Consider the following 15,366-nt stretch of genomic DNA (forward strand, 5'->3'; position numbering starts at 1 on the left):
TTTGCCGGCTTACCAGCCGCGGCGCCGGGAGGAGGAGGTGTCGGCGGGCGCAGGAGAATCGTTGACTTCTGCACGCTCATCCGTCAGGCCGGCTTTGGCCGAACCGCGTCCCCAGGCTGCATGGGCATCTATTACACGCGAAGCAGCCCGCTCCGAAGTGCCCGAAGAAAAAGTTGAACTTTTTTCTTGAGGAATCGGAGTTACGCCCGATCCCTCATTTGAAGGCGCCTCGGATGGCTCGGTAAGACGGGCCAGGACGGGCATCTCGAGCAGGGCAGCAGGATCCGCAGCCGAATCGAGACGCTCCAGACGCGTCGAAGGATAGTAGAAGTCCAGGATTTCCTGGAATGAGTGCCCGGCGAGGGCGCGGCCGTGGGCGCCGAATTGACTGAGCCCCACACCATGGCCGAAGCCGCCGCCTTCAAGGCGATACGCACCGTTCTGCTCGGACAGACGGAAACGGGTACTGCGCGCGGACGATGCGCCGTAAAAATCGGCAATGATCGCGCGGAATGCGGTCCCCGTAATGACGCGGTCCCCGCCTGAGCGCGCCGACAAGACGACACGCCGGACCCGACCATCGTCGGACGTATCCGCGACATCCACCCGATCCACATCCATTCCGTATTTGACGGAAAAGAGTCGGTGGAGCGCCTGTTTGTCGATATCGAACGTCCAGGACGCATGCGGCGAAACAGCATCGAACGAATCTTTTCTCCCCACCAGATAGGGAAGGGGTTCTGAATCCCAGACATTGGCATTGGCCGCCGTATGGCCCCCGTTGGAGGACGAATAGACGGCTTCAATGGGTTTTCCCCCATGGGTGAGGATCATTCCGGCCGTGGAACGCGCCGCATCGATGGCCGCGGCCGTCAACTGCTGCTCTCCCCGGTAGACCTGTGAGCGCTCATCGTCCCGGAGGACACCGCCTGAATCCATGACGGCCAGTGCATAGGTACGGGCGACGATAGCCATGGCGCGGGCGCCCTCCTTGTCGTTCAGGCCGTATTCGGAGGCCACAACCGCGGCCACATACTCTTCCAGGGGCACACGGTTGACGACCTGCCGCTTTCCAGCCCGGTCTGTCGTGAATTCAAGGGTGCCCCGATACCGGGTTGTTCCGTAGCGGGAGGCATGTCCGTCCGGCGATTCAATCGCGATGTGCGACGCATCCCGGGTTGTCCGGCCGATGGTCACGCGGATTTGCTTGCCGCGCGGTGTGATATCCACCTGCGTGGCTGTCTCCAACTCGAGCCACGCATCGCGTGCATCGTCCAGATAGATCCGCGCGCCAGGAGCGGCCTCCACAGTCGGGGAACGATGCGGACCGAGAACGACGCGAACCTCGTCGCCTCGTAACGAAGCAGCCTCCAGCGGGAGGGTCGTCGCCAGGAGCAACGCGAAGAACACGGATTTCAGTATGGAAGCTGGAGTCATCGAGGGGGAGTCGAAAGGTTACTCTCCCTCGTATCGACAATCGCGACACGCGATTTAAGCTATCGGGTATGCTGCCGATCAGGGCCCGGCTTCATCCGCTCAGGCTGTGGGATGGACGGTTCGGGCGAATCCACTGGCAATGGCTGGGTACTTGTCCTACCATATCGTCGGGTGAGCTACTGTTACCTCTCCAACGAAGGGTGATTGTGAGATCGGTAGCTACGAGGGACCTCCGGTGAAGTGGGTGCACCGGAGGTCCCGCTCTTTTATAGCATCAGGTCCAGCAGGTGGGCCAATTCGTCGCGCAGGTTGCGGCGGTCGATGATGAGGTCCACGAAGCCGTGCTCCTGCACGAATTCGGAGGTCTGGAAGTCGGAGGGCAGGTCCTGGCCCATGGTTTCGCGGATGACGCGCGGCCCGGCAAATCCAATGAGCGCCCCCGGTTCGGCGATGTGGATGTCGCCGAGCATGGCGAACGATGCCGTGACGCCGCCCGTGGTCGGATTGGTGAGCAACACGATGAAGGGTAACCCCGCTTCGTCAAGCTTCGCCAGATGCGCCGAGGTCTTGGCCATCTGCATGAGCGACAGGGCGCCTTCCATCATTCGGGCACCGCCACTCTGCGCGATGACCATGACGGGCATTTCGTTCTCATAGCCGCGGCGGATGGCGCGGGCAATGATTTCGCCCACCACGGATCCCATGGAGCCACCGATGAACCCGAAATCCATGGCCGCCACCGACAGGGCGTGGCCGCCGACCTTGCCGACGGCGGCACGCGCGGCATCGTTCAGTCCGGATTTCTTCTGGGTGTCCTTGAGCCGGTCGGCGTAGACCTTGCGGTCGGTGAACCCGAGCGGATCGGCCGGGAGGATGTCTTCATCATGCAGTTCGAACTGTTTGTCGTCGAAGAGCAATTCGAAGTATCCCATGCTGGGCATCTTGAAATGATAGTCGCATTTCGGGCAGACCAGCAGGTTGCGGGCCAGTTCGCGACGATTGACCGTCTGGTCGCATCCAGCGCACTTGACCCATTGTCCGTCTGGGACTTCATTCTGTTTGCTGGTCTCGGTCTTGATGCCGGCCGATTTGCGGATGAACCAGGACATGGCGTTGTGGGGAATGGGTGATGCTCAGGCGCTGCGAGCTACGAAATCCTTCAGATAGAACGGTTCGAACGGAGCCATATCGTGTACAAGGTACGAATGGGGAGCGGAACGTACGATATGGATGGCATTGCGCGCGTCCGGGTGAACGATGCGGATGCGTTCCGGTGCCACGAAATTCGCGTCAATGAGTTCGTCGGCCAGCCGGGGGTCACGGACCACGAGGATGGCGTCGGCACCGTGCAGGAGATCGCGGAACGCCGCGTCTTCCATGACCTGATCGGGGAGTCCCGCCCCCCCGACGTGGAGCTCCCCGCGCCGTGCCCGCTCAATGGCGAAAACGGATGTGTTCGGAGCAACCCCCGCCGAGCCCACCAGGTAGTCCAGTGTAGAGAGCGCATGCAGGGGAATGCCCAGGGCAAAGCACAGGCCTTTGGCCGACGAAATGCCAATCCGGAGCCCGGTGTAGGATCCGGGTCCGGCCACGACCACCACGCCGGTGAGGGCTGCACGAGCGTTCGCTGCGCCGTCCGGGCCGTTCCCACCCGCCTCCTTCAGCAATTCGTGCATGAACGGAGCCACGCTGCGCGCATGTTGGCGCGGCGCATCGGTTTGTCGCAGGAGCAAGCCGGCCTCGGTCTCGAGGGCCACGCTGCATCGCTCACCTGATGTATCGATCGCCATCCACATCATTTCGTCCGGATAGGGGATTCCCTTACACCTGACAGGGCAACCGGTTCGGGTTGACAAATAATCGGGTGCGCGTATTTTGGAATTCCGAATACAAGACCGTCAGGACACCATGAAAGTTTACGATGCCGACCATATCCGGAATGTTGCCCTGGTAGGACACCAGGGCAGCGGTAAAACCATGCTTGCCGAATCCATGCTCTACGCCGCCGGGGCGTTGAAACGCATGGGTACCATTGAAGACGGAACGACGGTTTCCGACTACCACTCGAGTGAAAAGGAGCGCGGCATGTCCGTGTTTGCATCGCTCATGCACGTGGAGTACCTGGGCAAGAAGATCAATGTGATCGACACGCCGGGCTACCCGGACTTCATGGGAGAGGTGTCTGCGTCCTTGCACGTGGTGGATTCTGCGCTTTTCGTCATCAACGCGGCAGAAGGGGTGCAGGTGGGTACTGAGTTGGCGTGGCAGGCGGCCGTCGACCAGGGTACGCCGTCCATGTTCGTCATCAACCAACTCGACCGGCCCGATACGGATTTCCGGGATGTGGTGTCCCAGATCAAGGATCGGTTCGGGCGGGGCGCGACGGTCGTCCAACTGCCGGTGGGTGCCGGGAAACGCGCCGTGATCGACGTGCTCCTCATGAAGCAGGTTTCGTTCGATGATCACGGCAAGATGACCGTGGGCCCCATCGATGCGGAATTCTCGGAAGAGGCGGACCAACTGCACAACGAACTCGTGGAGAACATCGCCGAGAACGACGAGAGCCTGATGGAGCTGTATTTCGAGCAGGGCGAACTCTCGGAGGACCAGATGCGGGCCGGACTTCGGGAAGCCATGATCCGGCATCAGTTGTTTCCCATCTTCCTGACCAGTGCCACGGCCAACATCGGAACGGCCCGGCTCATGGAATTCGTGGGCAACGTGTGTCCGACGCCGAACCAGATGCCGCCGGCCCGCCTGGCCGATGGCGGCACGATTGCGCCGGACTCCAGCGCCGAACCGGTGGCCCTCATTTACCGGACCATGTCGGAGTCGCACGTCGGTGACTTCTCGTTCTTCCGCGTGTATTCAGGCACGCTGCAGACGGGCATGGATCTGGTCAACGCCGATACGGGCGTCACGGAACGCCTGGGACAACTCTATTCCATCAACGGTCACGAGCGCGACAGTGTGGAACGGATGTACGCGGGCGACCTGGGTGCGCTCGTCAAATTGAAGAACACCCATACGAACAATACCCTCCATGCCAAGGGCAGCAAGGCGGTCATGGAAAAGATTGAGTTCCCGGCCCCGCGGTTCTCGGCCGCCGTCGTACCCGCAAAGGAAGGAGAGGAAGACAAACTGGCTGCGGGACTGCATCAGCTGCACGAGGAAGACCCGTCGTTGCACATTGTCCACGATCAGCTGCTGGGCCAGCTCGTTATCCTGGGACAAGGGGACGTGCACCTCGATATCGCCAAATTCCGGCTGAAGAACCGGTTCGGCGTGGACGTGGAATACACGAAACCGAAGGTGGCCTACCGGGAAACCGTCCAGAACCAGGCGCGCGCCAAGTACCGCCACAAGAAACAGACGGGTGGTGCAGGACAGTTCGCCGACATTGCCATCCTGGTCGAGCCGCTGAACGGTGATTTTGTCCCACCGGATGACATCAAAATGCGCGGCGAGCACACCGAAGAAACCTCTTGGGGGTCCAAGGTGCATTTCGTGGACGGCATTGTGGGCGGTGTGATCGACATGCGCCGCTTCTTCGGAGCCATCCAGAAGGGGATCATGGAGGCCTGTCAGCGCGGGCCCGTGGCCGGTTATCCGGTCGGGGATGTCCGCGTGGTGGTGTACGATGGGGGAATGCATGCGGTGGATTCGAATGATGCCGCGTTCAAGACTGCGGCTCGCGCCTGCTTCCGCGATGCGTTCCGCCAGGCCAATCCGGTACTGATGGAGCCCATCCACGACGTGGAGGTCCTCATACCGGATTCCTATACGGGTGACGTCATGGGCGACATGAACACGCGGCGCGCCCGCATCCAGGGAATCGAGACCGAAGGGCCGTTCCAGAAGGTCGTGGCCAAGGTGCCCGAGGCGGAATTGTACCGCTATTCCACATCGCTGAGGTCCATGACCCAGGGGCGCGGCCTGCATCGATCGAAGTTCGATTCGTATGAGGCCATGCCGCGTCACGTCCAGGAATCCGTGGCGGCTGAGGCACAAATCGAGGACGATTGAGTTTGGAGCCGGACACTGCTCCACGTCCGCCATGTCCCGCAAGGAAATTCTTCGTCGTGTCTACGAAGAGAACAAACGCATAAACGAAGATCGTCTGGGCGGGAGGGCCCCATACGGTCGTCGCGTCGCCGTGGGTGTGGGCGGATTCGGCATTCTGGTCGTCGTGCTGGTCGTGGCCATCATCAGTCTGACGGCCGATGATTCCTCGGAGCGACGGCGGTTGGCGGATGGCGCGACGGTGGGCGGCGGTCGTTCGGATGCGCGCCTGGAAATGCCGGTCCAACGCGATTCGGGATTGGTGGACCTGGAGTCGGTTGCGCCCGTCGGGCCGCCCGTGGGCAGCCTGGACGGTGCAGGAGTCCCGATGGCCGCCCTGTTCGATCTGGGGGTGCGGACCATTGTCCTTGACCCCGGGCATGGAGGGCGGGACGGGGGAACCGCCGGTGCGTCGGGACTGCTCGAGAAGGAGATCGTGCTCGACGTGGCCCGACGTCTGGAGCGCCGGTTGGAGCAGTCGGGACACTATGACGTGTTGCTGACGCGGACGGCGGATTCCACGCTTTCGCTCCGCCAGCGGGTGGAGTTTTCGAATGAGGTGGGCGCCGACCTGTTCATTTCGTTGCACGTGAACTGGTTTCCGTCGGACTCGGTGAATGCCATTGAGACCTATTACTTCGGGTCCCACTCCGACAATACAGTATTGCGTCTGGCAGAGCGGGAGAACCAGAATTCGGATTATTCGGTGGCGGAGTTCAACCGACTGATGTCAAACGTGGGAGAGCGTGTGAAAGGGGAAGAATCGCGCACCCTGGCGCTGGCCGTGCAGCGCAGCATCATCCGGAATACCCGGGAGCGGATTGGAGCCGTTCAGAATTGGGGGATCAAATCAGGTCCTTTCGTAGTGCTTGTAGGAACGGAAGCCCCTGGCATTCTTGCGGAAATTGGCGTACTTAGTAATGACGCCGAGGAATCCCGCCTGGCTACGGCGGAGTACCGGGAGCTGTTGGCCCTCTTCCTGGAGGAGGGCATAGTCAATTACCTGCAAACCCTGACGTCCGATACCCCGTCAGAGTAGACAAAAACACATCATGGCTGCGAAAAAGACGACTACTGCAAAAAAGGATACGCTGTACATTGGCATTGACCTGGGGACCTCCCGTAGCGCCATCGTGGCCAGCAATGGCAAACGCGACTGGGAACAGAGCTACGTCGGTTGGCCCAAGGACTTCGTGGCGCGCAAAATGCTCGGCAAGTCCATCCTGTTCGGTGAGGAAGCTGTCGAGCACCGGTTGTCACTGAATCTGTCGCGGCCGTTGGAGCAGGGCGTCATCCGGGATGGCACCGTCCGCGACGAGGAAGCGGTTCGCGAGTTGGTCCATCATCTCATCCAGAAAGTGAACCCCGGTTCGTCGACCGAGATTTTTGCCGCCGTCGGCGTCCCCGCCGAAGCGCTCCGCGTGAACAAGATGGCCATCCGGGATGCGGTAAAGGAATATGCCGACCGCCTGATGGTCGTCTCCGAGCCGTTTGCCGTGGCGTACGGGCTCGGCGTCCTGAACAACGCGCTGATCATAGATATCGGCGCCGGTACCATGGACTTCTGCATCATGCATGGCACCATGCCGGGTGAGGAGGACCAGCGTACGCTCACCATGGCTGGCGACTGGATTGACCGCAATCTCATGGAGCTGCTGAAGGAGCGGCATCCCACGGCCCGCTTCTCTGAAACACTCGTCCGCGCCGCCAAGGAATCCGGTGGCTTCGTGGGCAGCGGCAAGAACCGCGTCAAGCTGAAGGTCCCGGTGGACGGGGTCTCCACGTCGCTCGACATCACGAATGAGATGCAGCGCGTGTGCGAAAGCCTGGTCCCGGCCATGGCGGAAGCCGTCATGGATTTGATTTCCCGATACGAGCCGGACTTCCAGGACGAAGTCAAGCAGAACATCTTCCTGGCCGGCGGTGGCAGCCAGATCCGTGGCCTCGACCTCGCGCTGACCGATGCGCTCAAGGATTACGGCTCGTTCGCGGTGAACATTGTGGACGATCCGCTCTATTCGGGCGCGGAAGGCGCCCTCGCACTCGCTCAGGACATGCCGGACGAGTACTGGGAGGATATGTGATTCCGGACGGCCCGGTTCGCCGGGTGATTACCGAATGAAAAAGGCCCCTTCCGCACGGAGTGGAAGGGGCCTTTTTTCGTGTGGCGAGAGAGAGACTTGAACTCTCGACCTCCGGGTTATGAATCCGACGCTCTAACCAGCTGAGCTACCTCGCCGTTCGGGCCCGAAATTACGGCTCCGGCCAGCAGAGGTCAACGCCCGATCCCATTGCGGGTTCTTCCTGAACGCTTCTTCACATGGCGTGGCCTTGTCGGGATCCAAGTCTGCCCGCACTCGTCACACCGCCATGTTCTGGAATCGACTCATCAATCAGGCGCGTGTGCGCGACGCGCTGAAGCGCGCGGTGGACAGCGAGCGGGTGGCCCACGCCTGGTTGTTCCACGGTCCGGACGGATCGGGAAAGCGGGCGGCGGCCATAGCGTTTGCTCAGATGCTCCAGTGCACGCAGCGTCAGGACGGGCAAGCGTGTGGGGAGTGCCTGGCCTGTGACAAGGTCGCACGGCTCATCCACCCGGACGTCCACGTGCTCATGCCGCACACGAACGACGCCACAATGGACGATTTGAATGCTCGCGTGGCGCTTCTGGCGGAGTCTCCGTACGAAATCGTGGATTTCCAGCGGCGGCCGTCGCTCGACGGATCGGGAGGTGGGACGAACAAACAGGTGGCCTATCTGGTGGATCGGGTCCAGGAGGACATCCGGCGTCCGATGGGCTATCGCCCGGCCGAGGGCGTGTACCGGATTGCCATCCTGTTGGATGCCGATCTCATGCGCACCGAGGCGGCGAATGCCTTCCTGAAGATGCTGGAAGAACCCGGACCGCAAACCGTGTTCATGCTCCTGACGAGTCGGCTCGACCACATGCTTCCGACCATCATGAGCCGATGCCAGCAGGTCCGTTTCGATCGACTCCATGCCGATGACATTGCCGCCGGTTTGGTGACGGAAGGACTGGCCGATGCAGATCTGGCCGGTGTCCTCGCGCGCATGGCCGATGGATCCTACAGCCTGGCCCGCTCCATGGCCCAGTCAGACGATCTGCGGGGCAGCCGGGAAGAGGTGCTGGATTTCCTGCGGCAATCGTATGTCGGAAACGGGCATGTCCTTTTGCAGAAGGTGGATGCCATGGCGAATATGGGCCGTGAACCCCTCAAATTCGTGTTGCAGGTGCTGCTCGGCATGCTCCGCGACCTGTTGCTGCTCTCTGCCGCCGGACCGGACGCCCCCATCGTGAATGTGGATCGACGGGACGTGCTCCGGAAGTTCCTGGAAGGCCTGCCGGATGCCCGCCTTGAAACCATGATCGAGAGCGTGGAGCGGTCCATGATGCTCGTGGAGCGCAACACGAATGCACGTCTCTTGTTGTCGGTCCTGTCCATGTCCCTCGGAAAGGCCATGCGGGGCGACCGGGAGGCGTTGGTGCCGCTGTCGCTTACGGCTTGAGCGAGCCGAGGATGTCGTCGGCCGACGGGCGCACGAGGGCGAGGATGGCACCGTGGGGGACAATCAGGAAGGCATCGCCTTCAAACTCGATTTCGATGGCTTCCTTGCGGAGGAACCACGCGGTGTCGCCTTTCTGGGCCTGCAGCGGCAGGTAGCGTACGGCCTCGCCGCCTCGCGACCACGGCTCACCCTCTGAGAATTCCGGATTCGGCGTGACGTAGCCCGGTCCGACGCTGATCACCGTTCCACCCTGGACGCGCTCTTTCTCGGCGACCGATGCGGGCAGGACGAGTCCGGACGAGGTCTTGCGTTCGCCCTGGTCCGGAGACACCAGGACACGGTCTCCGACCATGATCAGTTCACGCATCCTGTTGGCCATTGATGGGCGTCGGGTTGATGTGGGGCATCGGATTGATTTGAAGGAGCGTCAGGTCAGACCAGTCGTCCTGCGCGCGAAGGCATCCATTCGGTCAATGCCCTCCTCCCGGCTGTAGAATGCACTGCGCGTCAGTGCGTTCGTGCTCCACGTGGAAAGCTCGGTGAAGTCGGCCGGGGAGAGGCCGTGTTGTTCCAGTTCCGTCCACGTACGGAGGAGTCCGGTACCGTGGCGGGTGATTTCGTCTCCGAGCGGGCCCCCGCGGTCGCACACTGCCAGGATGGGAGCACCGGAGGACAGGGCCGGTATGAGCTTCGACGGTATGAACGAACTCCCAGCCCCGGCCCGCTCCGTGATGACGTAAAGGTCGCACCACGCAAGCCACTGTGCCAGTTGGGCTTCGTCCGTCAAGGGGGCCAGGATGAAACGCGGGTCGGCCCATGAGGCAATGTGATCCCGGAGTTCTCCGGCACGGGCTCCGTCCGTGTGGATGCGGAATTCGAAGGGCCAGTCCACCGCATGGAGGTAGGCACAGAACGACAGCAGGTCCTGTTTGGAACCCGTGTTTCCGGAGTACAAAAGGCGTACCGGATTGTGGCACGCCGTGCGTTTGTGGGCCAACAACCGAACGTGCTCCGCGAGCGAGCCGTGCAGCCAGTTGGGGAGGAGGTGGACATCCGCCGGTGCACCCGGGATTCCGGAAAGCGCACGCACCATGGGCTCTGAAATCGTACTCCAGACTGGTGCACGCCGGAAAAGGGCATTCTGGATCCACGTCAGTACGCCGGATGCAGCACCGGCGAGCCCTCCGGCGGCTGCCGCCTGCGCCGACAGGTCCTGCACGTTCAGCCATAGCGGAGCACGTGAACGACGGGCGGCCAGGACGCCGTAGGCCACGGCGCCCACCAGCGGACAGAAAACGAGGACCAGATCGAATGCACCATGCTCCGGCAAGCGGCGAGCCAGCGAGAGGAAGAAAGACGCCTCGTACACCAATCGCTGGGGGAGGCTGTTCGGATTCCGGGGAATGAAGATACCATGGCGCTCCACGCGCAGCCGGCCTTCCGTAGCGTCCTCGATGGACCACCCGTTGCGTCCCGACTTGTCCGTCCATTCGGGGTAGTACGAGTAGGCGCACTTGACCGTGACCTCATGGCCGCGTTCAGCCAGGCCATCGCAAAGATCGGAAAACAGGACACCTCCACCCAGGTCGGGTCGGAACACGTTGACGATGACAAGGATGCGCATGCCTGAAGTTACGACAAGAAAAAAGCACAGTCGCTGGGCGACTGTGCTCGTTTCGGGTGGACTACGATCGGCTGAGCAGGCTTCTCGAAATCCGTTTCGGAGCGGATGCAGCCCGGGGGCTACAGGAGTTGAAAGACCGTGAGAACAATCAGACCTACGACGCCCGCTCCAAGAGTCATCGTTCTGATTGCACGATCGACAGGGTTACGCATGTGGGCGTGGCTGTAGTGTTCGGTAGTTACGGACATCGAGCGGGAAGGTACAACGCGTGCTCCCGGTTGGAAACGCTGAGCCCAAAATTTGCGCACACATATACTCAATTCACAAAAACTTCACCAAAACGGGTGCATCACCACTCGTTTTCGTCCTTCAGCGCCTTCGATTCGACCGGAACAGGGTAGTTCTTCGAGAAACACGCATTGCAGTAGCCGTGCTCCCTTTCATTGCTCGCAGCAACGGCGCGCATCATGCCTTCCACGGACAGGAACGCCAGCGAATCGACTTCCAACCACTCGGCCATGGCATCCAGATCGCCCTCGAACCGGTTGGCGAGCAATTCCTCCTTCGTGGGAAAATCCATGCCGTAGTAACACGGTGCTACGACGGGCGGGGACGCCACGCGGAAATGGACTTCCCGTGCTCCCGCGGCGCGCACCATCCGGACCAACTGCCGGGCCGTTGTGCCCCGCACGATGGAGTCGTCCACCATAACCACAACACGGTCCTTGATGACCCCTTCCACGGTATTGAACTTGCTCCGGACCCGCTGCTCCCGGGCCTTCTGACCCGGTGCGATGAAGGTCCGACCCACATAGTGGTTCCGGATGAGACCGATTTCGTATTTCGCGCGCTGACCGAGGTTCTTGCACTCGCTGACGTATCCGAGCGTCGCGGTATTGGACGAGTCCGGTACCGAAATGACGATGGGGCGGGCTTCGTCCTCAGGGACATCAGGCAGCGGAGCATCGTGCGCCAGTTCCTTGCCCATCTTGCGGCGCACTTTGTCCACCATTTCCCCGAAGATCTTGGAATCGGGGCGCGAGAAGTAGACGTACTCGAAGACGCACTGGCTGACGCCATGATTGCGAGCCAACTGGAAGGACTGGAACGATCCGGTTCGGCATCCTTCATCGTCAATGACCAGAACCTCGCCGGGCTCCACGTCCCGCACATAGGTGGCTCCGATGAGATCGAAGGCGCAGGTTTCGGAGGCAATGCACCAGCCGGTTCCGAGGGAGGAATCGGGTTGTTCCATCAATCCGAGCGCCAGGGGCCGGAATCCGTTCGGGTCGCGAACGGCGATCAGCGACGTATCGGTCAGGATGACCAGCGAAAACGCACCCTCCAACTGGGATACGGCATCGATGATCTTGTCGACCTGTTTGCGCCGGGTACTCTGGGCAATGAGGTGCATGACCAGTTCACTGTCCGACGTGCTGGAAAACAGCGTGCCGCGCTCAATGAAGCTGTTCCGGATTTCCCGGGCGTTGGAAATATTGCCGTTGTGGGCCAAGGCCAGATTCCCGTCGCGGTAATGCACCTTGAAGGGTTGGATATTGGCCATGTTGTCGGCCGCGCCCGAGGTGGAGTACCGGTTGTGGCCTATGCCGGACGAACCCAGCAGCAGCGTTTCAAAGACGCTCTGATCCTTGAATACATCGAGGACCAGTCCGGGTCCCTTGTGGGACGGCATGATTTTCTTGCCCCGCGCCTCGTCGAAAACACTCGTCACTATGCCGGCTGATTCCTGGCCGCGGTGTTGGAGTGCGTGGAGACCGAGGTAGATTTTGTGGGCAGCGTTTTCGGCATGGAACATGCCGACGATGCCACAGGACTCTTTGTGTTGGCGCATGGTCGCTTCAATGCCCCGGCGGGGGCTCGGTTTCAGGGAGGGTGACCCGTACGGAGACGACGCGGTTGTTGTCCACTTCCTCCACCACCAGTCGCATTCCGTCATGGTCGAACGCATCCCCGGCATCGGGGATTTCCCCCGCCAGATGAAAAATCAGTCCGCCCAGCGTCTCGAAATCATACTCTTCCGTATCGATGTCCAGATCGGTGACGTCGTTGAGTTCGTCCAGGTCAATGCGCGCATCGAACAGGAATTCGCGGTCGGTGAGCTGCTCGTACATGGCCGGCTCCGACTCGTCGTGTTCATCCCGGATATCGCCCACGATCTCTTCCAACACGTCTTCCAGCGTCACCAATCCGGCGGTACCGCCATATTCGTCCACCACGATGGCAATATGGGTCTTGCGCGCCTGGAAGTCGCTGAGCAGGTCGTCCAGCTTCTTGTACATGGGTACGAAAATGGCCGGCCGGGCCATTCGGGTCCAGTCCACATGGTCGGAATCCGGCTTTTCCGTGATGTGGCGAAGTACATCCTTGGCGTAGACCATACCCATGATGTTGTCCAGATGCTCCACGTACAGCGGCAGTCGGGAACGTCCGTTCTGGCGGATGAGCTTGATGGCTTCCTCCAGCGTCGCACCGGCGTGCAGGGCCACGATATCCAGCCGGCTGACCATGATTTCCCGGACACTGGTGTCACCGAACTCGACGATGGAGTGGATGAGTTCCCGCTCCTCGAGTTCAATGTGGCCGTGGGCTTCTCCGATTTCCGCCATGGTTTTGAGATCCTGGGCCGATACGCGCGCTGACGTGTGTCGGAATTGTTTCTGCAGGCTCTGGGTGGTTCTGGACAGGAGGGTGGACAGCGGGTAGAGCAACCGGTGCAGAACGAGAAGCACGCCAGACATCCGCTTGGCAAACTGTACGGGTCGACGGTTCGCGATGAGCTTGGGTGTGATTTCCGATACGACCAACAACACGAACGTGAGCACGAGGACCTCCAGGATGACCGTGAGGACGGGACTCCAGTCGTTCGCAACGGCCACACTGTGGGTGAGGATGGCCGCCAATATGGCCGCACCCACATTCACGAACGTATTCAACACCAGGATGGTGATCAGGATGGACCGCGGCGTCTCGAGCAGCTTTCCGACCCGTTTTGCGGCCGGGTCATCACTGTTGGCCAAGGCTTCCCGTTGGGTACTGTCCAAAGTGAACAGCGCGACTTCCGAGCCGGAGAAGAGGGCCGAAAGCACCAGCAGGAGCACCATTACCAGTGCTCCTGCCAGGAGTGTTTCCGCAGACATCATGTCCTGTTGCAGTACGAACAGGAACGGGAAAAATGCAGGAGACGGAGGGTGATCGGGGTCCAAGACGGGGAGCTAGCCTAGAAGTACTGCTGTGTGATGATGACGTAGAGCAGGATGACCGCTACAGCCAGCGGGCAGACGAATTTGATGAGGATGCCGAAAATATTCGACATCGGCAGACGGTGGCCGCTCGACTCCAACGACGCAAGGGTCGCGGGGATTCCCCACTTCCAACCTGCGAACACACAGATGAGCAGCGCGCCGATGGACAATGAGTAGTTGCCCCATATGATGTTCTGCAGATCCAGGAAGGAGATTCCCAGACCGCCGGTTGTGGTGAAGAAGTCGGATGCACCCTGGGAAAGGGCGCTCGGGATTGCGAACGCGAAGCATCCGGCCGTCAACAGGAGAGCGGCCTTGTTCCTCGACCAACCTTTTTCGTCAACGAAGTAGGAGACCACGACTTCGAGAAGCGAAATCGTGGACGTGAGCGCAGCAATTGCCAACAGGGCATAGAATCCGATGGCGAAGAGTTGACCGGCGGGCAACTGGCTGAATACCGTGGGAAGCACCACGAATACAAGACCGGGGCCGCCATTCGGGTCAACACCTGCCGAGAACAGGGCCGGGAAAATGATGAGGCCGGCCAGAAGCGCGATGGACGTGTCAAAAATGGCGACAATGATACCGGCTTGAGGCAGGTTCTCCTTTTCAGGGAAGTAGGAGCCATAGGTGATCATGGCCCCCATGCCCAGGGAGAGGCTGAAAAGGGCCTGACCGAGTGCAGCCACGACCACGGGCACGGTGACCTTCGAAAAATCGAAAGTGAACAGGTAGGCCAATCCTTCGTCCCCGCCCGGCAATGTCATGGAGCGCACAGCCATGACGATGAGCATGAGAAGGAGGATGGGCATGAGGATCTTGGTGGCCTTCTCGATGCCGCCCGAAATGCCGCCCCGGACCACAATGGCTGTCAGCACGAGGAAGGTGAATGTCAGCCCGATCATGAGACCGGGGTTGCCGATCAGGGCATTGAACACGGCTCCGCTTTCTTCGGCCGTGGTCACTCCACCGATGGCTCCACTGACGGCGCCCCAGAGGTACGACAGCGTCCAGCCCGCCAGTACGGAATAGAACGACAGGATGGCGAAACCCGTCAGGATGCCCAAACCCCCGAGCCACGGCCAGAGCGAACCGGGGACAAGTGCCTTGAATGCACCGACCGGATTCCTTTCCGTCTTGCGACCGATGGACAGTTCAGCCAGTACGACGGGAACGCCGATGGCGAAGACGAAAACGAGGTAGATGAGCACGAAGGCACCACCACCGTTTTCACCGGCCGTGTACGGGAAACGCCAGATGTTGCCGAGACCGATGGCAGAACCGGCCGCAGCCAGGATGAATCCGAGTTTGCCGCTCCACTGTCCGCGCGATGGGGAAGCCATGTACGTGTGCCTGTTGGTTGGTGTGTGAGGAAGGGGTGAAGGCGGATGCAATAACCCCCATGGATCGAAAAAATGCAAGCGGGGCGGGGCCGAAAGGCCCCGCCCCGCA

Annotated in this window: 12 protein-coding genes and 1 tRNA gene; 4 read left to right on the forward strand and 9 right to left on the reverse strand. The window is 61.0% G+C overall.

What is annotated here, in order from left to right; translation table 11 throughout:
• Positions 1-9 precede the first annotated feature (9 nt).
• The 3 genes from RIE53_05225 to tsaB all read right to left on the reverse strand — a co-directional run bounded on the left by RIE53_05225 (position 10) and on the right by tsaB (position 3,236).
• Positions 10-1,437 (reverse strand): SpoIID/LytB domain-containing protein, encoded by a 1,428-nt coding sequence (locus tag RIE53_05225; GenBank protein MEQ9104079.1) that lies wholly within the window; start codon positions 1,435-1,437, stop codon positions 10-12.
• A gap of 266 nt (positions 1,438-1,703) precedes the next feature.
• Positions 1,704-2,546: an acetyl-CoA carboxylase, carboxyltransferase subunit beta gene (gene accD, locus RIE53_05230; protein MEQ9104080.1), complete on the reverse strand. Its 843-nt coding sequence runs from the start codon at positions 2,544-2,546 to the stop codon at positions 1,704-1,706.
• Positions 2,547-2,570: 24 nt separating this feature from the next.
• Positions 2,571-3,236: a tRNA (adenosine(37)-N6)-threonylcarbamoyltransferase complex dimerization subunit type 1 TsaB gene (tsaB, locus tag RIE53_05235; protein MEQ9104081.1), complete on the reverse strand. Its 666-nt coding sequence runs from the start codon at positions 3,234-3,236 to the stop codon at positions 2,571-2,573.
• A gap of 109 nt (positions 3,237-3,345) precedes the next feature.
• Here tsaB and RIE53_05240 point away from each other — a divergent pair, with 109 nt between their 5' ends.
• The 3 genes from RIE53_05240 to mamK are packed head-to-tail and all read left to right on the forward strand — an operon-like array spanning position 3,346 to position 7,583.
• Positions 3,346-5,463, forward strand: coding sequence for an elongation factor G (locus RIE53_05240; protein MEQ9104082.1), 2,118 nt, complete (start codon positions 3,346-3,348; stop codon positions 5,461-5,463).
• Positions 5,464-5,494: 31 nt separating this feature from the next.
• Positions 5,495-6,538, forward strand: coding sequence for an N-acetylmuramoyl-L-alanine amidase (locus tag RIE53_05245; protein MEQ9104083.1), 1,044 nt, complete (start codon positions 5,495-5,497; stop codon positions 6,536-6,538).
• Positions 6,539-6,551: 13 nt separating this feature from the next.
• Positions 6,552-7,583: a MamK family actin-like protein gene (gene mamK, locus RIE53_05250; protein ID MEQ9104084.1), complete on the forward strand. Its 1,032-nt coding sequence runs from the start codon at positions 6,552-6,554 to the stop codon at positions 7,581-7,583.
• Between the two features lie 81 nt (positions 7,584-7,664).
• Here mamK and RIE53_05255 read toward each other — a convergent pair.
• Positions 7,665-7,738 (reverse strand) — tRNA-Met (locus RIE53_05255).
• Between the two features lie 131 nt (positions 7,739-7,869).
• Between RIE53_05255 and holB the strand changes: the two genes are divergently transcribed.
• A complete protein-coding gene (holB, locus tag RIE53_05260; protein MEQ9104085.1) occupies positions 7,870-9,027 on the forward strand; it encodes a DNA polymerase III subunit delta' in 1,158 nt (385 codons plus the stop codon).
• On the opposite strand, the gene RIE53_05265 is transcribed toward holB, so the two are convergent.
• From RIE53_05265 to RIE53_05285, 5 genes are all read right to left on the reverse strand, one after another.
• Positions 9,017-9,394, reverse strand: a complete 378-nt coding sequence (locus tag RIE53_05265) for a co-chaperone GroES family protein (protein MEQ9104086.1) — start codon at positions 9,392-9,394, stop codon at positions 9,017-9,019. The two genes, holB and RIE53_05265, sit on opposite strands and share 11 nt — an antisense overlap.
• 60 nt (positions 9,395-9,454) lie before the next feature.
• Entirely contained in the window at positions 9,455-10,651 is a 1,197-nt protein-coding gene (locus RIE53_05270; GenBank protein MEQ9104087.1) for a glycosyltransferase, read from the reverse strand.
• 349 nt (positions 10,652-11,000) lie between these two features.
• Positions 11,001-12,503 carry an amidophosphoribosyltransferase gene (gene purF, locus RIE53_05275; GenBank protein MEQ9104088.1) on the reverse strand — a complete coding sequence of 501 codons (1,503 nt, stop codon included), beginning with the start codon at positions 12,501-12,503 and terminating at the stop codon, positions 11,001-11,003.
• A gap of 7 nt (positions 12,504-12,510) precedes the next feature.
• Positions 12,511-13,812 carry a hemolysin family protein gene (locus tag RIE53_05280; GenBank protein MEQ9104089.1) on the reverse strand — a complete coding sequence of 434 codons (1,302 nt, stop codon included), beginning with the start codon at positions 13,810-13,812 and terminating at the stop codon, positions 12,511-12,513.
• A gap of 77 nt (positions 13,813-13,889) precedes the next feature.
• On the reverse strand, positions 13,890-15,257 hold the full coding sequence (locus tag RIE53_05285) for a sodium-dependent transporter (GenBank protein ID MEQ9104090.1): 1,368 nt from the start codon (positions 15,255-15,257) through the stop codon (positions 13,890-13,892).
• Between the last annotated feature and the right edge of the window lie 109 nt (positions 15,258-15,366).

The sequence above is a fragment of the Rhodothermales bacterium genome (genome assembly GCA_040221055.1).
Lineage (GTDB): Bacteria > Bacteroidota > Rhodothermia > Rhodothermales > UBA10348 > 1-14-0-65-60-17.

Coding starts and splice junctions, on each gene's coding strand:
- mamK (MEQ9104084.1), top strand. CDS start 6,552: ATGGCTGCGAAAAAGACGACTACTGCAAAAAAGGATACGCTGTACATT.
- accD (MEQ9104080.1), bottom strand. CDS start 2,546: ATGTCCTGGTTCATCCGCAAATCGGCCGGCATCAAGACCGAGACCAGC.
- RIE53_05280 (MEQ9104089.1), bottom strand. CDS start 13,812: ATGATGTCTGCGGAAACACTCCTGGCAGGAGCACTGGTAATGGTGCTC.
- RIE53_05270 (MEQ9104087.1), bottom strand. CDS start 10,651: ATGCGCATCCTTGTCATCGTCAACGTGTTCCGACCCGACCTGGGTGGA.
- tsaB (MEQ9104081.1), bottom strand. CDS start 3,236: ATGATGTGGATGGCGATCGATACATCAGGTGAGCGATGCAGCGTGGCC.
- RIE53_05285 (MEQ9104090.1), bottom strand. CDS start 15,257: ATGGCTTCCCCATCGCGCGGACAGTGGAGCGGCAAACTCGGATTCATC.
- purF (MEQ9104088.1), bottom strand. CDS start 12,503: ATGCGCCAACACAAAGAGTCCTGTGGCATCGTCGGCATGTTCCATGCC.
- RIE53_05240 (MEQ9104082.1), top strand. CDS start 3,346: ATGAAAGTTTACGATGCCGACCATATCCGGAATGTTGCCCTGGTAGGA.
- RIE53_05225 (MEQ9104079.1), bottom strand. CDS start 1,437: ATGACTCCAGCTTCCATACTGAAATCCGTGTTCTTCGCGTTGCTCCTG.
- RIE53_05265 (MEQ9104086.1), bottom strand. CDS start 9,394: ATGCGTGAACTGATCATGGTCGGAGACCGTGTCCTGGTGTCTCCGGAC.
- RIE53_05245 (MEQ9104083.1), top strand. CDS start 5,495: ATGTCCCGCAAGGAAATTCTTCGTCGTGTCTACGAAGAGAACAAACGC.
- holB (MEQ9104085.1), top strand. CDS start 7,870: ATGTTCTGGAATCGACTCATCAATCAGGCGCGTGTGCGCGACGCGCTG.